The sequence below is a fragment of the Rhodococcus sp. MS16 genome (genome assembly GCF_013277795.1).
Lineage (GTDB): Bacteria > Actinomycetota > Actinomycetes > Mycobacteriales > Mycobacteriaceae > Rhodococcus_F > Rhodococcus_F globerula.
The window spans coordinates 127365-144400 of the sequence record NZ_VBTM01000017.1 but is presented as its reverse complement, the minus strand read 5'-3'; the positions used below and the strand labels follow the sequence as shown (position 1 = coordinate 144400).

Below are 17036 nucleotides of genomic sequence, written 5' to 3'. Positions count from 1 at the left end.
GGTTTGAGGCTACGGCCGTGCGCTCGTGTCGTAGGCATATACCGAGACCCAATCGAGCATCAGGTTCCCGTTGCTGGTTCCCGTGCCTTTTGTCTCGGTCTGCAACTGCCAGCGCATCGGGGTGGACGGAACCCAGGACGTGCTTTCCAGGACTACCTGGTTGTCGAGTAGATATTTGATCCGCCCGGGCGACCACTCGATCGTGTATGTGTGCCAGTCGGTGAACCGCGCTCCGATGTCCGTTGCGAGGTCCTGACACCCGCCTACGCAAGAACCCGCACCGGAGTAGTGGTGGAAACCGCCTGCAGTGCCGGACAGTCCACCTTCGGGGAAGTCGAATTCACCATCGCGCGGCCATACTTCGGACTGCGGCCATAACAACCAGGCAACGTAATATTCGTTGAGATTCGGGTTGTCGACCTTGAATCTCGCAGAATAGCGGCCGTAGGTTTGATTTTGATTCTGGCCGTTGATGACGGGTGACGGGCTTGCCCCCGCCGGTTGCCCGTTGACATTGTGCAGATTGAAATTGAGGACGCCATTCTTGACGCTGAGAACTTGGTCGGCGCGATACGGCCGCTGTTGATATGTATCGAGATAACAAGACGGGTATGTTCGCCACCTTTGCCCTTGTGCGCCGGTGTAGACGATCTTGTTGGGATCACACGTATTTGCCCACGTCCCCAGCGCAGCGTCTTTGGTGAAGTCGTCGTAGAAGATCTGGCGCCATCCATTGAGATTGCCGACCGGTACCGCAACCCCTGACGGAGACGGAAGCGTCACGATGGCTCCGGTGTACGACCAACTCTGCGCCTGTGTGCCATCGCATACCTGTACGACAGCTGGATTTCCGTTTGCATTGACACCACCGCGATTCTCGACGCAGAGTCCGTTGACCTGGCTTCGAACGGTACCTCCGGGACCGGAGGTCCATTTTTGGAATGCTGCGCCTGTGCAATTCGATATGACCAGGGCAGTCCCTGCCGCCAGAGAACCACCCTGGGGACCCAGGCATTTCGTCTGTACCCGGACGGTGCCATCGCTTTCAACGCTCCAGATCTGTGCGGCCGAGCCGTTGCAGTCGTAGATCTGAACCGGGTTGCCGTCCGATGTCACGCCCCACTTGTTTTCCAGGCATCGCCCACTGGGTGTCTTGACCGCGCCGATCACGGCAGCCTCGGACACGGCAGGAGAAACTACCAGTGCGCCCATCGCCATGACGATGGACGCGATGAGAAAACAAACGGTTTGTTTCGAATGTCGATCCTTTGTTGACGATTCCCCCGAAATATACGAAAACACAGTCACTCTCATTGTGATTCCATTCTTTTGTGCGGCGAGAACCTAGCCCGGTGGAAACAATTCCACAGGCTTTGTTGGCGAAATGCTACACAAAAGGATCGGGGTTATTTGCACCTTTCGGGAAGGTTGAAATAGTGCAGATATTGACGAAATTCGCCGATGCGTGATGCTCTTCGGTTGCTGCCGGCGTCAGTCGAGTGAAGGAGCGTCTGTGGCTTCCGTATCGAGGATCATTTCGCCGTTCGTGGACTCTTCAGGGAAGACGAATTTGCGCATCGCCCACCAACGGAAGGCCGTTGCGAGCAGCGTGCCGATGATGGAGCCACTGATGAAGTCGGCGAAGTTCTCCATCAATACGGAGACGTTTGGCTGGCGGAGGTCGAATACGTAGCTCGAGATCCAGAGTGGCACCTGGTTGATGGCCAGGCCGATACCGGCGACGATGAAGAACAGTGCCGCCTCGTGATGACGTTGGCGTCCACCCCGCTCAGCGAACGACCATTCCCGGTTCAGTACGTACGACAGGACCGTCGCGACCAGGACCGCGATGATGTTGGCGGTAACCGGATGTTGCGGCAGTACGGTCCACTTGATGCCGAAGAACAACACCGTGGTGACGATGAAGGCGATGCCGCCGACCACCAGAAACTTGAGCATCTCCGCGTGCGGCAAAACCCGTACGAGAATCTTCTCAGGAAGCCAATTGACCAGTTTTCCTACAAACGCCATTGGTCGAGGCTAACCGTGTCGGTGCCGTTAGGCATAAAAATCGCAAGCGCCGGAGCGTTCGGAAAGTCAGAAACCATACCCCATGACTGCGGGGCGCGTGGTGCCGAAAGCGAAGTCGAAGTCGCGTATCTCCTGAGGGGTGGAGGCCTGGACGCGCCCTGCTGCCGCGAAGATTCGAGCCTGATGCGAACCCAGGTAGATGCTGGACAAGATATCGGACGGCATCGTGATCTGTGCGTCGGCGTCCGTGGGTCGGCAGGTGGCCTTTCCACCCCGAATGCTGAGCGCGAACGTACCACCGGAGTCGAGGAACGGATCCTCGATCTTGATGACAGTGTCGAGGTCAGCGACATATTCACGAGCTTCGAGCGCTGCTGGAACATCCATGATTCGCAGCCACAGACGGTCGGATCGACGGGTTGTCCGCACCGAACGGTAGTCCGTCAGCATCAGTCGCAGCGGATCTTCAGGATGCTGCTCGGCTTCGATGCGGGTCACGAGATCGAGCCCGCACATTGTCCGCCACAGCGCGGCGTAGGCGTCGTCGTTGATGGCAACGAACTCGGCGATGTCGACGACGCTGTCGGAGCCGTCACTTCGGTGGCGGTAGGAAACGTAGCCGTCGGGATGTGTCAGAAAGAACAGTCCCGAGGCGCCGGCACGATGGTCGGACGGGTCGGCAAATGTGAAATCCCAATGCGCCTGCGGACGCCTTTGCGCGCCTGGAGTGACGAGGCGCCAGCGGTCGTAGATTGCGGGCAGTAGCGTGGCTGCGGTCTGCGCGTCGGTGATCCGCACGCCGCTTCCGGTTGGGGCCTGCGGGCGGAAATCGGCAAAACGTCGATCGATCGTGATGCTCTCGCTGACGGTTGCGGGGCCGTAGCCGAACCGGTTGTAGATACGCGCGTCGCTGGCCGTCAGAGCTACCAGGGGAGCACCCGTCGACGCGATGTGGTGGTGCAACCGGACGAACATCGAGCGCAGGATTCCGCGGCGACGGTGCGTCGGGGCGACGGACACCCATGTGATTCCGCGAGTGGGTAGCTGGTTCCCGCCCGGAACCGTGATTTCCATGTCGAACTCGATGGCCAGTCCGACAACTTGATCACCTTCTGTCGCGACGACGATGTCCTCGGGGCGGTAGAGCGTCCGAGTGAGTGTTTTGTCGGCGCTCGACGGATGAAACCCGAACCCAGTCGAGTCGAGCAACTGGATCGCCGGCCAGTCGGCTTCAGTGGCAGTTCGGATGGTGATCTGGTTGTCGGTGCTCACGCTCATTGATGCTGGCACAGATTGCGCGGTGACGCACGTAGCGCGCGAGTCGACGTTTCACCGGCGATTCTTGGGGGTACCGTCCGACGAACCGGCCCCGCGACAGGAGTGAATACAGTGGCGATCACCGATATCAAGGAATATGCGCACCTCACCGAGGAAGACGTCGAGGCGCTCGGGCGTGAATTGGACGCTATTCGGCTCGACATCGAGGAGAAGCGCGGTGCGCGTGACGCTCGATACGTTCAGCGAACTATCGCGTTTCAACGCTCTCTCATGGTGGCCGGTCGTGTCGTCCTGTTTGCCAGCAAGAAGAAGCCCGCATGGATCCTGGGAACAGCGCTTCTGGGGGTCGGCAAGATTATCGAGAACATGGAACTCGGCCACAACATCATTCACGGTCAGTGGGACTGGATGAACGATCCCGAGATTCATTCGAGCAACTGGGAGTGGGACAACACCTGCCCATCGTCGGGTTGGAAGCACTCGCACAACTTCACCCATCACAAGTTCACCAATATCGTCGGTCTCGACAATGACGTGGGCTACGGCATCATGCGCGTCACGCGAGATCAGAAGTGGCACGCGGACTATCTATTCCAGCCGATCACCAATTTCGCGTTGGCAACACTGTTCGAATGGGGCGTCGCACTTCACCATCTAGAGACAGACAAACTTCGCAAGGGGCAGGTGAAGTGGTCCGACAAATCCGAGATGGCAAAGGAAATCGGCAAGAAGATCGCACGGCAGGTGACCAAGGACTACATTCTGTTCCCAGCTCTGACCGGCCCAGCGTGGAAGACCACGCTGACGGCAAATATCGTCGCAAATCTCATTCGCAATTACTGGAGTTACGCAGTCATCTTCTGCGGGCATTTTCCCGACGGAGCCGAGAAGTTCACTCTCGAGGAATTCGAGAACGAATCGCGCGCGCAATGGTACCTACGACAGATGCTCGGCTCGGCCAACTTTCACGCCGGACCGATCATGGCATTTATGAGCGGCAACCTCTGCTACCAGATCGAGCATCATTGCTTCCCCGACTTGCCGAGCAACCGATACTCGGAAATCGCTGTGCCACTTCGTGAATTATGTGACAAGTACGATCTCCCGTACACAACAGGTCCGCTGTGGAAGCAGTACGGACTGACATTGCGCACCATCTGGAAGTTGTCGCTCCCCAACAGGTTTCTCTCCGCCTCCCAGGACGACGCACCGGAAACGCACTCCGAGTTGAAGTTTCGCGTTCGTGGCGGCATCAAGGAAGTATTCGGAGTCGATCCGCACACGGGTAAGCGTCGTGGGTTGCGAACGGCCATCGCCATGATGGCGAGTTGACGCTCGCCTTTAACTGCCGAGCAGAATGACCGGCACGTCCTCAGCGAAGTCCACAACCAATTCGCGACGAGAAAACAGCCAGGTGCCGTCGACCTTGTCGAAACTGTCCTGGTAGCGAATCTCGATTCGGTTGTTCCGGAACCCCTCGCCGCGGGGATAGATGTGATGCGCGGAGCAGTAAGCCTCGCCGTGGGCCGTGGTGGCGCTGTCCTGATCGAGGACTTGCTGCTCGACGATGTGCCGCGTCGAGTGCAGGTGTGCGACGGCGCCGACTATCGAATCGGACAGAGTCGACCGGCCCTGAATTTCGGTCGGCCCGTCGGTGCCGTTCAATGCGGGCGGCAGGACAAAGGTGGCGTTTTCGGTGAACAGAGCCGCGAGAGCAGCCGGATTTCGTCGGTCGACTGCCTGTGCGTACCTGGCAGCCAAGTCGGTGAGGGCGATCCGATCCGAAGGTTCCATGGCAGCATTTCACCTTATGTGACGGCGCTCATGTTTCGCCTTCCCGCTCAACGAGACACATTCAGCGCCCAAAGATGCATCTAGTTAGCGTCCAGATCAAAGTTGCTAGCCATGAATGCCATAGGAGAACCGCGATGGATCTGAGGGAATCGCCCGAGCAGCAGGAGCTCCGCAAGGAGCTGCGCGCGTACTTCGCGACGCTGCTGCCGGAGGAGAAGCGCCGCGCTGCCGGTGAACAGGGTGTTGGCGGCGAATACTTCCGTGAAATCGTGAAGTTGCTGGGCAAGGACGGCTGGCTCGGTATCGGCTGGCCCAAGGAATTCGGTGGCCAGGGACGCTCCATCGAAGAGCAGTTCGTGTTCTTCGACGAGGTTCAGCGCGCGGGATTGCCGTTCCCCTTCGTGACGGTCAATACCGTCGGGCCGACATTGATGAAGTACGGCACCGAAGAGCAGAAGGAACGATTCCTGCCGGGCATTCTTGCCGGCGACATCGTTTTTGCCATCGGCTACACCGAGCCGGAGGCCGGAACGGACTTGGCTTCGCTCAAGACCCGTGCAGTCCTCGACGGTGACGAGTGGATCGTCGACGGCAACAAGATCTTCACCAGTGGCGCCAACACTGCCGACTACGTGTGGCTGGCCTGCCGCACCGACGCGGACGCCCCCAAGCACAAGGGCATCTCGATCCTGATCGTCCCCACGGAGGACGCAGGCTTCGAGTGGTCACCGATCAACACCGTCGGCGGCTTGATGGTGACGTCGACGTACTACTCCGGCATTCGCGTCCCGTCGAAGGACGTTGTCGGCGAGGTCAACGGCGGCTGGCAGCTCATCACGGCGCAGCTCAACCACGAGCGAATCGGTTTGGCGGCCATCGGTGGCCGCACCTACGGCCTGTGGAACCTGGTCCTGGACTGGGCCAAGGAAAACGGCGCCATCGACATCCCGTGGGTGCAGCAGGACTTCGCTCGCACACACGCCAAGCTCGAGGCCATGCGACTGCTGAACTGGAAGATGACGGCAGCCGTCGCACAGGACACGCTCTCCGGAGCCGACGCCGGCGCTACCAAGACATACGGGACCGAGACTCACGTCGACGTCTACCGCACCCTGCTCGGAATTCTCGGCTCCGCCGGACGCATCCGTCCCGAGTCTCCGGGCGCTTTGCTTGCCGGTCAGATCGAGCAGATCTCGCGTCAGGGTGTCGTGAACACCTTCGGTGGCGGCGTCAACGAGGTTCTGCGTGACATGGTCGGCACCATCGGCTTGGGACTCGTTCGCGAAAAGAGGGTCAAGTGAGCGACATTTCGGCGCAACTCGACGCTTTTGTCGGCCAGACGCTTGTTCCCACCACCTGGGGACCCGACGAGGTCAACATCCCCATGATCCGGCATTGGGCCGAGACCATGGGCGATACCAACCCCGTCTACCTCGACGACGAAGCTGCCCGCGCCACCGGCCGTGACGGCGTCGTCGCTCCCGCTCAGATGCTTCAGGTCTGGATCATGCGGACGTTCACCGACAAGATGGCGGGCAACGACCCGTCACAGGTGTGGACCGATCTGATCGCCACCCTCGACGCTGCGGGCTACAGTTCCGTCGTCGCCACCGATTCCGATCAGGAGTTCTTCGGCGAACTGCGCCCAGGCGATCGTGTGAACTACACCGAGGTCATCGAGTCGATTTCCCCGGAAAAGAAGACCGGACTCGGCGTCGGACACTTCGTGACGACGCTCAAGACCTACCGCAACGGCGACGACGAAGTTGTCGGCACGCAGCGGTGGCGGACGCTGCGGTTCAAACCGCAGGAAGCCAAGGCTCCGGAGGCTCCGCGCGCACTGCGTCCGCGTCCGGCTCTCAATGCGGACAACGCTTTCTGGTTCGAAGCGGCCAAGGAACACCGTCTGGTGATCCAGCGCTGCACGTCCTGCAAGACGTTGCGTCATCCCACCGGACCGATGTGCGGCGAGTGCCAGTCACTCGAGTGGGACACGATCGATGCGTCGGGCCGTGGCACGGTGTACAGCTTCGTGGTCAATCACCATCCCAAGATCGACGCGTTCGACTACCCGCTCATCGTTGCGGTCATCGAACTCGAAGAGGGAACCCGATTGATCGCCAACATGGTGGGTATCGCGCCCGAAGATGTCGTGGTCGACATGCCCGTGGAACTTGACTGGATCGACGCCGACCCGGATTTGACGCTTCCCGCGTTCCGGCCGGCCGCACGCGAGGAGCACTGATGGACTTCAATTTCAGCGAAGAGCAGGACGCGATTCGCTCACTGGCCGACGAGGTCTTCACCAGCAAGGCCACGATCGAGCGCACCAAGGAGATCGAACTCTCCGCCGAGCGCGTCGACCGTGAACTGTGGCGCGAACTCGCGACCACCGGCTTGCTCGGTATCGCCCTGCCCGAAGAGTTCGGCGGCGGCGGACTCGGCTTGTCCGAGCTGTACACCCTGCTCGAGGAACAGGGCCGCCACGTTGCGGCCGTACCGATCTGGGAAACGGCGCTCGCCGCGTTGGCGATCAACGAGTTCGGTTCCGATTCCCTTCGCGCAGAGCTCCTTCCGAGTGTTGCCGACGGCAGTCGATTCCTGACGATCGGGCTCGAGGAATTCGGGCCGTACACGGGCGGCGACCCGCTGACGACGGCTGCCGAGGATGCCGACGGTAACTGGACGCTGACCGGTGAGAAGGCCGTTGTGCCGATCACGAACATCGCGAACCTCGCGCTCGTCTCGGCAACCACGTCCACGGGAACGGCTCTGTTGCTGGTGGATCTGAATGCAGACGGTGTCACGGTGGAGCAGACGCAGTCCACCAACCACGAGATCTGTGCCAACCTCACGTTTGCCGCTGCCCCCGCGCAGCTGATCGGCGCGGCTGACGGCACCACGGTTCCGTGGCTGATCGACCGAGTTGAGCTGGCATTGGCCGCAATTCAATGGGGCGTCGGCTCCGGTGCTGTTGCACAGGCCGTCACGTACCTGAACGGCCGCATGCAGTTCGGCCGTCCGCTCGCGACCTTCCAGGCGGTCAACCACCAGCTCGCTGATTGCTACATCGATCTCGAAGCGATGCGAGTGACACTGTGGCAGGCTGCATGGCGCATCTCCGTGGGATTGGATCTCGGCACCTCGGTACTCGTCGCCAAGTGGTGGGCCACCGACGGCGGACAGCGCGTCGTGCATCGCACCACGCATGTCCACGGTGGTATGGGCGTCGACACCGACTACCCGGTTCACCGTCACCTCTTGTGGGGCAAGCAGATTGCTGCCACCCTCGGCGGTTCCAGCTCCGATCTCGCGCGTCTGGGTGCGCAGCTCGCATCCGGTGTGGAGGTGCTCGCATGACCGTTCTTGCCGGTCGTAGCTACGCAGACGTCGTTGTCGGAGAGGCATTGCCCGAGTTGGCGATCCCGCTGACCCGCACGTTGATCGTCGCCACGGCAATCGCCACTCGCGATTTTCAGGACGTGCACCACGATCCGAGCCTGGCCCAGGAGCGTGGCTCGAAGGATGTCTTCATGAACATCCTCACGAGCAACGGTCTCGTCGGCCGGTACGTCACGGATTGGGCTGGATCGGCATCGACCCTGCGTCGCATCGCCATTCGTCTCGGCGCGCCCAACTACCCGGGTGACACCATGACGATGACCGGTGAGGTCGTGTCCAAGGAAGACGGTGTTGTCGTGGTCAAGGTGCAGGGCGCAAACAGCCTCGGCAACCATGCATCCGGCACCGTCACAGTTGCTTTCAAAGAAGAGGGGAAGCCCTGATGGCGATCAGCCCGCTCTCAGGAGCCGCTGCCATCGTCGGCATCGGATCCACCGAGTTCTCCAAGAACTCCGGTCGCACCGAACTGCAGTTGGCCTGTGAGGCCATCGTCGCGGCACTCGCGGACGCGGGTATCGCCCCGTCCGAGGTTGACGGACTTTCGACCTTCACCGCGGAAACCAACGGCGAAGCCATTGTGGCTCGCAACTGTGGTCTCGGCGAGCTGAAGTTCTTCTCCCGCATCGGTTACGGCGGTGGCGCCGCATGCGGCCCCGTGCAGCAGGCAGCCATGGCCGTTGCGACGGGTGTCGCCGATGTCGTGGTCTGCTACCGCGCTTTCAACGAGCGCTCCGGTGAGCGTTACGGCCTGGGTCAGCATGATCGCCCGATGGCAACCACAGCGGACCGCGCGGCTTATGCGTGGATGACCCCGCAGGGCCTGTCGACTCCCGCTCAGTGGGTCGCTATGTTCGCACGGCGGTACATGCACCAGTACGGTGCGACGAGTGAGGACTTCGGACGAGTTGCAGTGGTGGCGCGCAAGCACGCTGCCAACAACCCGGCTGCCTGGTTCTACGAGCGTCCGATCACACTCGAGGATCACCAGAATTCCCGCTGGATCGCCGAACCGCTGCACTTGCTCGACTGCTGCCAGGAAACCGACGGTGGCCAGGCGCTCGTCGTCGTCTCCGCTGAGCGCGCCAAGGATCTGGCCAACAAGCCGGCCTTCATCAAGGCCGCTGCTCAGGGCAGTGGCAAGGATCAGCACATGATGACCAGTTACTACCGACCCGACATCACGGGTATCCCGGAGATGGGTCTGGTCGGCCGTCAGCTGTACAGCCAGAGCGGCCTGACACCGGACGACATCAACGCGGCGATCCTGTACGACCACTTCACTCCGCTGGTCCTCCCACAGCTCGAAGAACTGGGATTCTGCAAGCCCGGCGAGGCCAAGGACTTCATCCGCGAAGGCAACCTGGAACTCGGTGGACGCCTGCCGGCGAACACTCACGGTGGTCAGGTCGGCGAGGCGTACCTGCACGGCGTCAACGGTGTTGCCGAAGGTGTGCGGCTCATTCGTGGCACGTCGACCAATCAGCCAGATGGTGTCGAGAACGTATTGGTCACTGCCGGAACAGCAGTACCTACCAGTGGTCTCATTCTCGGCGTGGTGTGAGAGAGGAATTGAACGTGACTACTTCGGAAACTGCGAAGACTGCCGGCGATTGGCGCGGAGCCGATCTCGGTACCCGCACCGTGTCGTACACCGAGCGCGACGCGATCCTGTACGCACTTGCCGTGGGCGCCAAGGCAACCGAGTTGGACCTCGTTTTCGAGGATCAGCTTCGGGTGCTGCCGACATTTGCTCTGACACTGGCGCAGTGGGCTCCCGACGCTCTGGGCTCGGCGGGCGCTTTCGACACCTCGACGGCACTGCACGGCTCGCAAGAGTTGAAAGTGCTTGCTCCGCTGCCGCGTAGCGGTGAGGTGACGCTGAAGGCTTCGGTCGGCGAGGTGTGGGACAAGGGTGCTGCAGCCGTCTTCGAAGTGAAGGTCGAGTGCGAGTACTTCGTCGCGACCTGGTCGCTGTTCGCTCCCGGCGCCGGTGGATTCGGCGGAGAACGTGGGCCGTCCCGTCCCGCAGAGCCGACGGGCGAGCCTTCACTCACCGGTGTGCTGACCACGGCGGAGAATCAGACGGCGATGTATCGCCTGCTGGGCGACATGCACCACATCCACATCGATCCAGAGGCCGCGGCACGGATCAATCAGCCGCGCCCGATCATGCACGGCCTGTGCACGTTGGCTGCCAGCACGCTCGAGCTTGCCCGGGTCGCCGGAGTGCATCCGGCAGACCTCGTGAGCCTCGAGGGTCGATTTGCGGCGGCTATTCATCCGGGTGAGGCGCCGTCCATCGTTGCGTGGGGTACTCCTGACGACCTGGCCTTCCAGGTGCACAAGGATGGTCAGGTAGCGATTTCCGGTGCGCGAGTGAGCTTCTCCGCTCGCTAGCATCCGCAGACTCAACTGCGGGGCGCTTGACCCCCCCGTCGCGCCCCGCAGTTGTTCACACAAAACGAGGAAGCCCTCGAGCAATTGCTCGAGGGCTTCCTTGGTTGCTCGGTCTTACGAGCTGGTTCGCGAAAACAGCTCGGGGTGGGTAGCAAGGTAACGGGCCGGGTATTCGCCGCCGCCGTGGACGGCGATGTCGGTTCCCGTCACGTACGACGAGAGCGAACTTGCCAGGAACAGGCAGGAATTCGCGATGTCCGACGGTACGGCCATGCGCTCCATCGGGATGATCTCGGTGACGGCCGCGCCGCCGTCGGCGCCGTAGACCTCTGCGGCTGCTTCCGTGCGGATCAAGCCGGTCGTGATGTGGTTGATGCGGACCTTGGGGGCCCATTCGAGCGCCAAAGCCTTTGTCAGGACCAGCAGTCCGGCCTTGGCGGCGCTGTATGCCGCGGTGCCGGGCTGCGGGTCGATGCCCGAGACACTGCCGATGTTGATGATGGCGCCGCCGTTGTCCTGTGTCTGCATGACGGCGTTTGCAGCCTGAGCAACGTTGAAGGGGGCCAGCAGATTCAGCGCCACGATCTTCTCCACGAAGCGCGGGGAGACGGTGGCTGCGTCGGCGTCGGGGGAGCCGCCGGCATTGTTGATCAGAACGTCCAGTCGGCCGAAGCGATCGACGGCATCCTGGACGAGCGCTGCGGCGTCTGCAGGATCGCGGACGTCCGTGGCTTTGAATGCTGCAGTGCGTCCGTCAGCCGACGGGAGCTTTTCGGGCTCGTTTCGGCCACAGACCAGTACGTTTGCCCCGGCAGCCAGGAAGGTTTCGGCGATGACAAAGCCGATGCCCTTGGTGCCGCCGGTGACGATCACCGAGCGTCCGCTGAAATCGACGGGGTTGGGGAGTGTCACGGTGGAGCCTTCCTGATGTTGGGGCCGAGCCGATTTGCCGCCCAGTGTGATTGACGCGACAGTGCCGGTCGTCATAGGGTCAAGCAAATGCTTGGTTGCTTAGTTCGTTGAGTGTAGACGACCAACACCGGCAGTCACCAGAATCGACCAGTCCCCGCAGGCAACAGGACATTGGAGCAATCACATGGGCACGCTTGACGGCAAAGTTGCACTCATCACCGGTGCAGGTCAGGGAATCGGGCAAGGCATTGCCTTGGCATTGGCGAAAGAAGGCGCCGAGATCGCGGTAGCCGGTCGCACCGAGTCCAAGCTCCACACCACGTGCGGGCTGCTCGCCGACATCGGTGCCCGCGGCGAGGTAGTCGTGTGTGACGTCAGCAAGAAGGACGACATCACCGCCGCCGTGGACCGTACCGTCGAACTGTTCGGCGGAATCGACATCCTGATCAACAATGCCAACGACTGCAAGCCCGGCCCGCTGCTCAGCGTGCTCGACGAAGACTTCGAACGCTCTTTCGCGACGGGACCGCTCGCCACCCTGCGCATGATGCAGGCGTCGTATCCCCACATGAACAGCCGCGGCGGCGGCGTCATCATCAACATGGTCACCTCCGCGGCCGTGCGCTGGGATGCCAGCAACTACGGTGCCTACGGCTCCATCAAGGAGGGCATGCGCGCACTCACCCGCGCTGCGGCCTGCGAGTGGGGCAAGGACAATATCCGTGTCCTCAACGTTGCGCCACACGCGCAGACCCCGGCGCTGCAGTGGTGGATGGACAAGAACCCGGAAGAAGCGGCAGCCTTTGTCGCGGGAATCCCGCTGGGTCGCGTGGGTGATCCCGAAACTGATATCGGGCGTGCCGTCGTCTTCCTGGTCGGCGAAGATGCCGGTTACCTGACCGGCGCAACCATCCCCCTCGACGGTGGACAGTCGCGCTGGGGGTAATTCCGTCAGGTGCGGTCGAGCCACTCCCTGGCGTCCGCCGGGAAATCCGTGGTCGTGCCGTCCACTCCGAGTTGGAGGGCTCGTACTGCATCTGCCGGAGTGCGCAGGGGCCACGCGTGAACCTGCAGTCCGGCTTCATGGAGGTCGCGGACCAGGTCGGCTGTCAGGCCGTCCCAGCCGCAGTAGAACGCGCCGGAACCGGTGGCCGCAAGAACGGATTCGATACCCGCCGGGTGAGCGTCGGCGCTTGGATACGCCGACACGATCAATCCTCGCGGGATGAACGGTGCTGCCTCGGCAACTGCGAGCAGAGCCTCGGCTGAGAAGCTCGTGAACTGAATGCGCTGAGCGTCTTCCGGCCGCGCCGCCACGATCCGTCCGAGTTCCGGCACCACCTCGATGGCCTTGATCTCCACCTGCAAGGTCACCGTGGTGTTGTCGAGCGCTTCGTCGAAGGTCAGGACGCCGCGTCCGGAGTCCAATTCGATGTCTTTGAGCTGGTCGAACGAGAGTTCCGCGACGGGACCGAGCCCACGCCCGGAATCGTCGGCGGCGGTGCGATCGAGCGTCGCGTCGTGGAGCACGATCGCAACGCCGTCGGCGGTCAAGCGCACGTCGAGTTCGATCTCGTCGACGCCCATCTCCTCGGCGAGACGAAATGACGCAATGCTGTTCTCGGGTGCGTGAGCCATGGCGCCGCGATGGCCTACCAAGGTGAATGATTCGGATCGCATGGTCAGGCCACTTTGCTTTCGTAGAGTTTGCGCACGGATTCCGTGTCTGCGCGCAGCTTGGTTGCCGTTGCCTTCAAAGTTGCGCCGGCGTCGGCATTTTCGGTGTACAGCTTCTGAATTGCGGTGCGCATTTCCGTGATGGTGCTCTGGACGTACCGTCGAACCGCGTCAGGCTGGCGGGCGAGCTCGAGTTGGTCGACGGCCAGTTTGTAGTTCGGATTGTCGGACATGACCTGACGCACCTTGGTGGAGTTTGCCGCGGAGATTGTCGACGGCAGGTATCCCGTTCCGACGGTCCAGGTCGACGACGCTTCCTCACCGGATAGATACGCGAGTACCTGCGCGGCAGCTTCCTTGCGTTCCGGGCTGGCATTCTTCATGATTCCGAGTCCGGCACCACCGGTCGGCACGCCGTGTGTGGTCTGTTGGGGCAGGAAGCCGGCACCGACTTCGAACTGGGCGCCCTTGATCAGTCCGGTCAGCGATCCGGTGGAGTTGGTGATGGTTGCGACCTGGCCGTTGATGAAATCGTTGTTGATTTCCTGTGCGAGGTACGCGATCTTGTCGTCGTTGATCACGGCTCGGTCGAACTCTGCGGCGGCAATTGCAGCTGCGGAGTCCACGGTGACGTCGAGTCCGTCGGAGATCGATCCGCCGAAGTTCCAGAGCAGTCCCTGCATGTACCAGTCGTCGGCACCGGTGTATGCGCGCATCTTCAGAGAATTGCCATTGTAGTTCTGGCCGGTGATTTGTCTTCCCCACGAACGGAATTCATCCCAGGTGGTGGGGGCGCGATCCGGCAAACCTGCGGACGAGAAGATCTCTTTGTTGTAGTAGAACAGTGGTGTCGATCGGCCGAACGGGATCCAATAGGACTCGCCGCGGACAACGCCCTCGGTGAACAGGCGCTCGTTGAACGTGCTCGGACCGAAGTTGTTGTCGAAGTATCCGCCGAGCGGTTCGAGTGTGTCGTTGAGGAAGAACTTGTTCCACGACACGTCGGAGAAGACGCCGATGTCGGGGATCTGCCTGGCCTGGAGTCCGGCGGCGATCTTCTCGGTGACGCCGTCGTACCCGTTGAACTGCTGAACTTCTGCGTAGATATCGGATTGCGAGCGGTTGAATCCGTCGACCACTCCGGTGAAGACTTCGTGGTTGTTGCCCGACCACGGGCTCCAGATGACGACGTTTGTCCTCCCGGCAAATTCGCTGGGGGCCTTGACGTCCGGTGCTGAGAACGAAGCCGTGCCGCCGGCGTTTCCGCACGCCGCGAGTACGGGGAGTGCGATCGCGGTCATACCGGCAGCAGTGAGAAAGCTGCGGCGAGAGATGTTCACAGGCTTCTGCGCGGAGCCTGATCGGGCAAATAACGACATGATGGGTATCTCCTGGAGGATGCTGAACTGGCAGGGGAAGGTCGGAAAACTGATCAGCGTCGAACGGACGCTCCGGCAAGCCCGGCAACGATGAACCGCTGGGCAAAGAGAAAGAGCAACAGCATGGGGAGGACAACCATGGTGGTTCCGGCCATGATCGCGCCCCAGTTGTCAACACCCTCACTCTCTTTGAGTGCCATCAAACCGATGGGAAGAGTGCGCATCTGAACGGAATTGGTGACGAGAAGAGGCCAGATGAAGTCGTTCCACTCGTCGATGACAGCGATCAGCGCAACGGTGACAACCGCCGGAACTGACATCGGTAATGCAAAGTAGAACAGCTTGCGGATGTGTCCGGCGCCGTCGAGCTCTGCAGCCTCCATGACTTCCTTCGGGAGACTCAGAAAGTGCTGGCGTAGAAGGAATGTTCCGAATGCGCTCGCGAGTCCGGGGAGAATGATTCCCGCGTAGGTGTTGATCATTCCGAGATTGCCGATGGTGATGTAGTTGAGCAACAGTGTCACGTGCCCCGGCACCATCAACGCTCCCAGGACCGCGAGGAAGATCCACTTCTTGCCGGGAAAGGGAAGGAAGGCAAAGGCATAGGCGCTGAACACTGCCAAGGTGACCTTCGCAGTGGCACCGACGATCGTGACGATCAGTGAGTTGACGAAGAAGTCGCCGAACGGAACGGCATTCCACGCGTGGCTGAAGTTCTCCCACGCCAGACGGCTGGGGACGAATTGCAGTGGCCACTGGTAGATCTCGCTCTCCGGCTTGAACGCCGACGAGATCATCCAGTAGAACGGGATGGCAAAGACGAGGCCGACAACAACCAGTCCGATCCAGGACAAGCGAAATCGAATGCGCGTCTTGTTCGGGGTTGTCGTTCTGCTGGGTGCGGACATCAGTAGTGCACTTTCTTCTCGACGAATCGCATTTGGAACACTGTGACGCCCATCAGGACGACAAACATCACCATGGATCCGGCGGCGGCAGTGCCGGCACTGAAGGCCTTGAATCCTTCTTGGTAGATGAACCAGCTGAGAGTGGTTGTGGCGCCTGCGGGTCCGCCGCTGGTCATCATCGCGATGACGTCGAAGGACTGAAAGGCGCTGATGACCTGGGTGATCAGGAGGAAGAACGTTGTCGGTGAGAGTAGCGGCATGGTGATGTGGCGGAATGTCTGCCATGCCCCTGCCCCGTCGAGACGTGCCGCCTCGAGGACGTCGGCCGGCATCGACTGAAGCGCAGCTAGATAGACGATGGCTACAAAGCCGACACCTTTCCAGATCGAGACGATGATCAGCGCGGGCATCGCCCATGAACTCGAGGTTGTCCAGTGTGGTGAATCTGCTCCGAACAACCCGAACAGCGCTCGGGACAGTCCGTAGTTCGGATCGAAGATGAACAACCAAATCGCGGCCACCGCCGCGCCCGAGAGGATGTGCGGCGAAAATGCCAAAGCGGAAACGGCTGCGCGTCCTCGTGATTGGCGATTGAACAGGCACGCCAGGGCCAGTCCCACGCTCAGGCTGATGCCGACAATCGCAACAACCCATACCAAGGTCAGGCGTAACACCCGGAGAAACGCAGGATCGTGCAGCAACTTCGTGTAGTTGTCGACGCCGACGAACAGCGGCGTCGGCGCGATCATGTCCCATTCAGTGAGGCTGAGGTAGATGTTGCCGATAACGGGCCAATATGCGAAGACCGCTATCAGCAGCAGGTTTGGGAAGGTGAAGAGCACAAAGAGCTTGTAGCCCTTGCGCTCACGCCTTCGGGTAGGGCGACCCCGGGTTGATCCGCGACTCACAGGGGCGGAGACCGTCGGCGGTGCCGGGCGTTGAGTTGTCAACGACATGTCGAGACCATTTCTTCCGGGGGTGTCGCTTTCTTGATGCGAGACGGTGAAGATCACATCGACGGTGTTACGTCTTCGTTGATCGCAGTGATCGTTTCACCCGTGCGGATGGTCGTCAAATGGTCAAAACGGGCAGATCTCGCGAGTGTGAAATGTCTACGAGTCGTGTTAAATATGCTGTTACACAGCAGATTTAGTCAATTATGCGTCTGCGGTTCTGGCGGTGACCGAGCTGAAGTTTCAGTTTGTCATGCCTAAGCTTCTCGACTCGTTCATCGAGCATTCATATCAGGAAGAGTGAT

General features: G+C 61.1%; 17 protein-coding genes. 8 read left to right on the top strand and 9 right to left on the bottom strand.

All coding sequences use genetic code 11. The features are described 5' to 3' along the window. Positions 1-9: 9 nt before the first annotated feature. The 3 genes from FEZ60_RS28350 to FEZ60_RS28340 all read right to left on the bottom strand — a co-directional run bounded on the left by FEZ60_RS28350 (position 10) and on the right by FEZ60_RS28340 (position 3309). Positions 10-1212 (bottom strand): ricin-type beta-trefoil lectin domain protein, encoded by a 1203-nt coding sequence (locus FEZ60_RS28350; RefSeq protein WP_230590376.1) that lies wholly within the window; start codon positions 1210-1212, stop codon positions 10-12. A gap of 279 nt (positions 1213-1491) precedes the next feature. Next, positions 1492-2031 carry a GtrA family protein gene (locus FEZ60_RS28345; RefSeq protein WP_045064928.1) on the bottom strand — a complete coding sequence of 180 codons (540 nt, stop codon included), beginning with the start codon at positions 2029-2031 and terminating at the stop codon, positions 1492-1494. 66 nt (positions 2032-2097) lie between these two features. Then, positions 2098-3309, bottom strand: coding sequence for an enhanced intracellular survival protein Eis (locus tag FEZ60_RS28340; RefSeq protein ID WP_072782759.1), 1212 nt, complete (start codon positions 3307-3309; stop codon positions 2098-2100). 111 nt (positions 3310-3420) lie between these two features. On the opposite strand from FEZ60_RS28340, the gene FEZ60_RS28335 reads away from it, so the two are divergent. Next, the gene (locus FEZ60_RS28335) at positions 3421-4641 is read left to right on the top strand and encodes a fatty acid desaturase (RefSeq protein ID WP_033236624.1); all 1221 of its coding nucleotides are present in this window, start codon (positions 3421-3423) and stop codon (positions 4639-4641) included. Between the two features lie 9 nt (positions 4642-4650). Here FEZ60_RS28335 and FEZ60_RS28330 read toward each other — a convergent pair whose 3' ends face one another. Next, positions 4651-5103, bottom strand: a complete 453-nt coding sequence (locus tag FEZ60_RS28330) for a nuclear transport factor 2 family protein (RefSeq protein WP_033236625.1) — start codon at positions 5101-5103, stop codon at positions 4651-4653. 134 nt (positions 5104-5237) lie between these two features. On the opposite strand from FEZ60_RS28330, the gene FEZ60_RS28325 reads away from it, so the two are divergent. The 6 genes from FEZ60_RS28325 to FEZ60_RS28300 are packed head-to-tail and all read left to right on the top strand — an operon-like array spanning position 5238 to position 10902. Further along, a complete protein-coding gene (locus FEZ60_RS28325; protein WP_033236626.1) occupies positions 5238-6404 on the top strand; it encodes an acyl-CoA dehydrogenase family protein in 1167 nt (388 codons plus the stop codon). Beyond that, positions 6401-7348 (top strand): MaoC family dehydratase N-terminal domain-containing protein, encoded by a 948-nt coding sequence (locus tag FEZ60_RS28320; protein ID WP_033236627.1) that lies wholly within the window; start codon positions 6401-6403, stop codon positions 7346-7348. Before FEZ60_RS28325 ends, FEZ60_RS28320 begins: the two co-directional genes overlap by 4 nt. After that, positions 7348-8463: an acyl-CoA dehydrogenase family protein gene (locus FEZ60_RS28315; RefSeq protein ID WP_033236628.1), complete on the top strand. Its 1116-nt coding sequence runs from the start codon at positions 7348-7350 to the stop codon at positions 8461-8463. Before FEZ60_RS28320 ends, FEZ60_RS28315 begins: the two co-directional genes overlap by 1 nt. After that, positions 8460-8888, top strand: coding sequence for a MaoC family dehydratase (locus FEZ60_RS28310; protein ID WP_033236629.1), 429 nt, complete (start codon positions 8460-8462; stop codon positions 8886-8888). Before FEZ60_RS28315 ends, FEZ60_RS28310 begins: the two co-directional genes overlap by 4 nt. Next, positions 8888-10066: a lipid-transfer protein gene (locus FEZ60_RS28305; RefSeq protein WP_033236630.1), complete on the top strand. Its 1179-nt coding sequence runs from the start codon at positions 8888-8890 to the stop codon at positions 10064-10066. Before FEZ60_RS28310 ends, FEZ60_RS28305 begins: the two co-directional genes overlap by 1 nt. 14 nt (positions 10067-10080) lie before the next feature. Beyond that, a complete protein-coding gene (locus tag FEZ60_RS28300) occupies positions 10081-10902 on the top strand; it encodes a MaoC/PaaZ C-terminal domain-containing protein (protein WP_033236631.1) in 822 nt (273 codons plus the stop codon). Between the two features lie 114 nt (positions 10903-11016). Here FEZ60_RS28300 and FEZ60_RS28295 read toward each other — a convergent pair whose 3' ends face one another. Further along, a complete protein-coding gene (locus FEZ60_RS28295) occupies positions 11017-11814 on the bottom strand; it encodes an SDR family oxidoreductase (RefSeq protein ID WP_033236686.1) in 798 nt (265 codons plus the stop codon). A gap of 184 nt (positions 11815-11998) precedes the next feature. On the opposite strand from FEZ60_RS28295, the gene FEZ60_RS28290 reads away from it, so the two are divergent. Further along, positions 11999-12760 (top strand): SDR family oxidoreductase, encoded by a 762-nt coding sequence (locus tag FEZ60_RS28290; protein WP_033236632.1) that lies wholly within the window; start codon positions 11999-12001, stop codon positions 12758-12760. 5 nt (positions 12761-12765) lie between these two features. Here FEZ60_RS28290 and FEZ60_RS28285 read toward each other — a convergent pair whose 3' ends face one another. Genes FEZ60_RS28285 through FEZ60_RS28270 form a run of 4 tightly spaced genes read right to left on the bottom strand, consistent with a single transcriptional unit; the run spans position 12766 to position 16734 of the window. Further along, positions 12766-13494, bottom strand: coding sequence for a glycerophosphodiester phosphodiesterase (locus FEZ60_RS28285; RefSeq protein ID WP_172937659.1), 729 nt, complete (start codon positions 13492-13494; stop codon positions 12766-12768). A 2-nt stretch (positions 13495-13496) separates the two neighbouring features. Then, positions 13497-14870: an ABC transporter substrate-binding protein gene (locus FEZ60_RS28280; RefSeq protein ID WP_172937658.1), complete on the bottom strand. Its 1374-nt coding sequence runs from the start codon at positions 14868-14870 to the stop codon at positions 13497-13499. A 53-nt stretch (positions 14871-14923) separates the two neighbouring features. After that, positions 14924-15778, bottom strand: coding sequence for a carbohydrate ABC transporter permease (locus FEZ60_RS28275; RefSeq protein WP_033236635.1), 855 nt, complete (start codon positions 15776-15778; stop codon positions 14924-14926). Continuing rightward, entirely contained in the window at positions 15778-16734 is a 957-nt protein-coding gene (locus FEZ60_RS28270; protein WP_051730728.1) for a sugar ABC transporter permease, read from the bottom strand. Before FEZ60_RS28270 ends, FEZ60_RS28275 begins: the two co-directional genes overlap by 1 nt. Between the last annotated feature and the right edge of the window lie 302 nt (positions 16735-17036).